The organism is Streptococcus sp. 1559 (assembly GCF_013276735.1).
Taxonomy (GTDB): domain Bacteria; phylum Bacillota; class Bacilli; order Lactobacillales; family Streptococcaceae; genus Streptococcus; species Streptococcus pseudopneumoniae.
In genome coordinates this window covers 5,918-10,535 of record NZ_VMLO01000065.1, presented here as the reverse complement: position 1 = coordinate 10,535, position 4,618 = coordinate 5,918, and the positions used below count along the sequence as shown (strand labels likewise).

Here is a 4,618-nt window from a genome sequence, read left to right as displayed (position 1 = left end):
GAAAGAGGAACTGGACAAGAATATCTGAATCCGAATAACGACAGTAGCGGCGTTGGTCATTCGTTACTAAATACTTAGAAATCCGCTCTTTTAGTTTCAACTGGGAAAAAAGTTCCTGAAAAAAGATAAGACCACCATACTGGGTGAAATGACCTCCATCGAAAGATAGTTGGTAAAAAGACTTGTTTTGGAAGTGATGATTTGGTAAACTGTTCATGTGAGTTTCCTTTCTTTTTGTGTTTTTTTCTACACTTATACCATAAAGGGGAAACTCTTTTTTGTCTAGTAAAAAACACCCATTGGGTGAAAAAAGAAACCATCCAGGATCTAAGCTAAGGCAAGGATTCTGGAGGGTTTTTAGATTAGGGGTGAATAATTGGGGTTAACGGTTATTTATACATATCTATTTTTTCAAATCTTCAGTCATATGTTCACCTGTGACCTAGGCTTTACGAGTGCCTTGCTCTACCAACTGAGATAAATCGGCGATTACACTTACAGTATAGCACTCTGAGAATAGATGTCAAGGAATTTTCATCTCTATTAGAAAAAGCCTGTCCTAAGACAAGGCTTTGAGTTTCTTCATCTTAGGATCCAGCACTTTCATAAGAATCCAAGCCCCTGTCCCATAGTTTCAAGGAAATACCAAAAAAGACAAGGGAAATCAAAATCAAACCTCCAATGTTAAAGAGTACATCCTTGTCCTGCAAAAAATAGCTAGCAGGATAGTAGGCCGTAAAGGCAAAAGGCACGATAAAGCTGATCAACCAACGAAGAAGCGAATTGTAAATGGAAATCGGGTACTTGGCAAAATCATTAAACATATAAAAAATGTAAATCATGGCGCCTGACTGCTTGGTCCAAAAAGCGATGCTGGCTGTCGCGATTTTCAAGGAAGTATAAATCAAGGTCGCAAAAGGAATACAAACTAGGAAAAGCAGGAATTTTGGAAGAGTCCAAGCAATGCTAGTCACTGTTGTTCCCAATAGGATACCACCGACCAAGAGTTCTCCCAAAGCATCAATCTGAAAAGTCTCAACTAGAATATGAAAGAGAGGATTGATAGGACGAGTCAGATACTTGTCAAACTCCCCTTTTCTCACCAAGCGTTGTCCCAATGCCCAGAGATTGTCAAAAAAGAGATGATCCAGTCCCTTGGGAATCAAGGAAAAACCATAGATAAAGGCAATTTCTTGAAAAGTCCAACCTTCCAGGGATGGGATGTGTTGAAAGATGACATTAAGAAACAATAGGTTCAAGCCTTGAGTCAAAAAAACTCCCAGCACACCAACCACAAAATCCACCTTGTATTCCATAATTTGTTTGATGTATTGTCTGATAAAAATCAGATGCATGCGTTGATATTTTTTCATACTAACCTCCCTGAATGGTAATGAATGACTGGACTCGTTTCCAAATCAACTGAGATAAGCTCACCATCACTAAGAGCCAGAAGAACTGCAAAGCGAGCGCCTGAATCATCTGACTGGCATCGTATTTCCCAACAATAATCATGACTGGAGTGTAAATCAAGGATGAAAAAGGCAAGAAGGACAGAATATCTGAAACAAGCTTTGGAAAGAAAGCCAAGGGAATCAAACTTCCAGACATAAAAGCCACTATGGAAGTCTTGAGTAGATTGGAACCCCATAGATTTTTAAATACAAAGGCTGAAAATCCAAAGCAGATATTAAAGAAAAAGTTAATCAGATAGGCCAGCGTTAAGCTAAAAAGATAAAGGACAGTTAATCCCAGCACTTCTACAATACCTTGTCCAGATACGATTTTCATCAACACGATGACACTTAAAAATGGAAGGCCAACAGAGATAAAAATCAACCACTTGGACCCAAGCTCGGTGAAAAGATATGAGGCCGCAAAATGCACCGGTCTCAACAAGCGCATGATAATAGAACCATCCTTGACCTCCTCCCCAATCATAAAGGAAGAATCGGATCTAGTCAGAAGATTGGTCACAAAACTCATGATGATGTAGAGGGTGATATCCGCCATACTGAAGCCCTGAATCAAAGACTCTTGTGAGGAATCAAAGACTGCCTTCCAGAGATAAAAAGCTACAAAAGCCCCCATGACATCGCCTATTCGATAGAGAATAAAGTTGACTCTATAGGTGATCAATTCCTGAACACCTGCATTGATAAAGGGTTTATAACGTCTCCACAATTTGACCATCTTAGAGCTCCTTTCGGTAGAAGCGACGGATAATATCCTCAATATCCGTATCCACCATCTTCAAATCGCGGATTTCAAAATCAGACAGGGTTTGCTTGATAATATCAGCTGACTGGTAGCGAGAACTATCGAATTCAATGTTGAGGCTGTTTCCTTGTCTATCAATGGTCATATCCGAAAAACCTTCATAGTGAGAGACGAGATGACTTTGACCTGGTAGCAGTTCAAAGGAGAGCGTCTTCATCTTGCCAAAGGTTTCCTTGAGTTGGCTCACCGTTCCATCAAAAATTTCCTGCCCCTTGTCAATCATGAAAATCCGATCACAGAGTTGCTCAATATCGCTCAAGTCGTGAGTGGTCAGGAGAATGGTTGTTTCTTCCTCCTGATTGATCTGAGTAATGGCACGACGAATGTTATCCTTGACCGAAACGTCCAAACCAATGGTCGGCTCATCTAAAAAGAGAACCTTGGGATTGTGGAGCAAGGAAGCTGCAATATCCGCCCGCATCCGTTGTCCCAGTGAAAGAGTTCGCACAGGATCCTTGATAAAGTCCTTCAAATCCAAGACTTCATTCAAAAAGTCCATGCGCTTATGAAAGAGCGAGTCTGGCACATCATAAATCTCTTTCAAAACCGTGTAGGTCTCTTGCAGTGCCAAATCCCACCATAGCTGGGTGCGTTGTCCAAAAACAACCCCAATATCTTTGACATAATCTTGCCGATTGTCCTGGGGAATCTTGCCGTTAATCCGACAAAAACCAGATGTTGGTTTCAAAATTCCTGTCAGCATTTTAATAGTTGTCGACTTCCCAGCACCATTTGCCCCGATAAATCCTAAAATCTGCCCTTTTGGAACCTCAAAGGTCAAATCCTTGACCGCTTCAAAGGTCTGCTTTTCAGGATGAATAAAGGAGCGCAAAGCCCCCTTCAAGCCCGGTTCCTTAACAGTCTTCACAAAATTTTTCTGAAGATGTTCCACTTCTATCATTGCCATATCTATCTCCCTATCATAAGGAATAGCAACATTGTGTTTTTAACTACAAATATTCTAAATCCTTACTTTCTACACCTTCTATATTTTATTACTACAGAAGGCTTTATACCAATCTATTATAGTCCAATAAAAAACAGAATGCAAGCGTTTGCCTATGGATTGTGAAATTAGGATTTCTCTCATAAAATAATACTTTTAATCAAAAATTCAGTTGAATAGTTTAAATTACCAACCTACTCATCTTCTCACCAGAGGGCGGTATTAACTTTGATTATAAAATCGGATACTCCCTCTATCCAGAAAATATGCTCAGAATGATTGTCTCTAAACAATACCTGCTCTTTTACCTCATTCATGAAAAAGAAGTCCATACCCTGAGAATTATCAACTCACGCACCGACTACCTAAACCAACTCGACCACCTCTTTCGTACATGTAGGAAACTATTTTCCTCACAAATAATCTCATTATAAAATCCAATAAATTTTTTTAGCTCACTTGAATATTTTCTTTGTATCGTTTTATCAGCTTCAATCTGATTTAGACTTGTTACCTTGGAACGACTTGAAATAACCTTTGTAAAATAACACTTAAGACTTTCATCATCTCGTATAAATTTTTCAATAGTGATATAAAAAGCTTTCATATTCTGTTTATAATCAGATATTAATTGATTAATTTTATCATTCTGATGAAGATTCGATACCATAATATATAGCGGATTGAAATAAGATGAGAACAAATTGATTGGAAAAGTAAAATTAATTTCTATAAATGTTTTAGCAATTGTTTCATACTATTTTAGATTCAGTCTACTATACATAAACTAACCTCCTCATTATTAGCAAGGCTTCTACTGATTATAACCTAATTCTTAGACTACTTCAAGACTAACTGTCCAATAATAATCTACAGATAAATCATCCACTCTTAATCAAATTTTATTCAATCCATCTACTCATTCCCAAAAGGTTGCTGTATAATGCAAGACATTTTTCTTACTGCTTTTACTTTTCCTTACCCTCAATTTAGTGAGCTAATAAATTATTCTTCTTCAAAAGGTTGAGATTTATCTAGTAACTCTAAAACATTAATGGTAGGTAGCAACATTGCTTCACTGCTATCAATTGCCGAAACTATTGAAACAATAGAACGTAAATAAGGACAAAGAATAGCAGTACCATTTACGTATAGAATATCGGTGATATTTTCATCTATATTTATTTCAAAATATCCTATTACAGTTACAGATATTTTTTCATGGCATCTTTGTCAACTAAAGAAACACTAAGTTTTACGGCTCCATGACTATAATCATCTGTATGACCAACCTTAACTATGGGATATAATATATCGAAGGTAAATGTGAACAAACTGATTAGGAAATTTAAACCAACTTCTAACAATGTGTTATACTCAATGAAAACCAAA

Annotated in this window: 5 protein-coding genes and 1 pseudogene; all 6 read right to left on the bottom strand. The window is 37.4% G+C overall.

Going from position 1 to position 4,618, the window contains the following annotated elements:
- Positions 1–217, bottom strand: a pseudogene (locus tag HT688_RS08285) (IS1380 family transposase); the annotation flags it as partial.
- Between the two features lie 370 nt (positions 218–587).
- Positions 588–1,373, bottom strand: coding sequence for an ABC transporter permease (locus HT688_RS08280; RefSeq protein ID WP_023936560.1), 786 nt, complete (start codon positions 1,371–1,373; stop codon positions 588–590).
- Position 1,374: 1 nt separating this feature from the next.
- Positions 1,375–2,193 carry an ABC transporter permease gene (locus tag HT688_RS08275; RefSeq protein WP_023936562.1) on the bottom strand — a complete coding sequence of 273 codons (819 nt, stop codon included), beginning with the start codon at positions 2,191–2,193 and terminating at the stop codon, positions 1,375–1,377.
- Between the two features lies 1 nt (position 2,194).
- Entirely contained in the window at positions 2,195–3,187 is a 993-nt protein-coding gene (locus HT688_RS08270) for an ABC transporter ATP-binding protein (protein ID WP_001240792.1), read from the bottom strand.
- 400 nt (positions 3,188–3,587) lie between these two features.
- Entirely contained in the window at positions 3,588–3,833 is a 246-nt protein-coding gene (locus HT688_RS12195; RefSeq protein ID WP_000643408.1) for a hypothetical protein, read from the bottom strand.
- A 398-nt stretch (positions 3,834–4,231) separates the two neighbouring features.
- On the bottom strand, positions 4,232–4,441 hold the full coding sequence (locus tag HT688_RS12190; RefSeq protein ID WP_223200444.1) for a hypothetical protein: 210 nt from the start codon (positions 4,439–4,441) through the stop codon (positions 4,232–4,234).
- Positions 4,442–4,618 lie beyond the last annotated feature (177 nt).